1 protein-coding gene is annotated in these 1157 nt (G+C 48.4%); it reads left to right on the top strand.

Going from position 1 to position 1157, the window contains the following annotated elements; genetic code table 11:
- On the top strand, positions 1-1015 hold a 1015-nt coding region (locus Q2M23_RS43600), incomplete at its 5' end, for a hypothetical protein (RefSeq protein WP_316399519.1).
- Between the last annotated feature and the right edge of the window lie 142 nt (positions 1016-1157).

Genomic DNA, 1157 nt, shown 5'->3' with positions numbered 1-1157 from the left:
AGCCAGGCTGCACTCGCGAAGGATATATTTGTGCGATGCAGTGCAAAAACTTCATTCAACAATGGTCACCGTTAACGTCATTCAACCCGACAGTCCGCTTTGTACGAAAAGCGAAACGCGTATTTTTGATGTTGCTCCCACACAATACGAAATTGATGACTGTACTTACCAGCAATTTTTTCCCGTAACCGGCGTAAGCAGCTCCGTTATCAAATTTAATATATCTAATCTCGGCAGTCACTACCTGGATCTCTCGAGTACGTTTCTGCACATGAGTGCGTGTATAACTCGCGATGACGGAGACGAAGCGAAAACAGAAGGCGGGTCGTACGACGAAGTGTTTCCTACGAATGCTTTCGCAAATTCCATGTTCAAGAATGTGGCCGTGTACTTGGGGCAGACACTCGTCTCTAACAATGAACTTTACGCCTATCGCTCGATACTGGTCATTTTGCTGCATTCGAGTCCTACGATGCAACAGACAGTGCATGTTGCCGGCTTGTTTGTATTGGACGAACCCAACAAGCGCAACGACAACATTACGTCGCACGGTCCGGCTAGCCGTTACGCAGCCGTAAAGGGAAGCAAGGTCGTCGACCTCATGACAAAGCTGAACTCGGACATATTTTGCCAGCCCAAGCTTATGCTCCCCGGTGTCGAGATTCGTATCGTATTTTACCAAAACAGCGACGTCTTCAGACTCATATCTCCATCACGGGAGAAGCACTCGCACACGGTCGAATTCAAAAGCATGACGCTGCACGTGAAGAGAGTGCGGGTCACTGCGTCGCTTTTCCTCGGACACGAGCGACAACTTCAAAAGTCACCGGCCGTGTACCTGCTGCGTGGCGTGGACACTAAAGTTCGTTCCCTGCCGCAAGGAAACTTGGACTGTCATTTCGAGAGTCTATATCAAGATCGACTGCCTTCAAAACTGTGCGTTGTACTGCAGCTCACCGAGAGCTTTCAGGGAGCGTTGTTGAAAAACCCTTATAATTCCATCATCACGACATAGTAATAGTGAGCGGCATATGGAAGCGAGAAGAGTACGAGTTCGATACCGGTTTAGTCGGGAAGCCGTATTTGTCATTTTTAGAACAGCTGGCCGAAAGGCACGTACTGTACGACTATTCTCATAAGAATGACGAACTTACAGG

The organism is Bradyrhizobium sp. 33ap4 (assembly GCF_032654765.1).
GTDB classification, from domain to species: Bacteria; Pseudomonadota; Alphaproteobacteria; order Rhizobiales; family Xanthobacteraceae; genus Bradyrhizobium; species Bradyrhizobium australafricanum.
The sequence above is the reverse complement of the archived record's forward strand: the minus strand, read 5'-3'. Positions and strand labels throughout refer to the sequence as shown.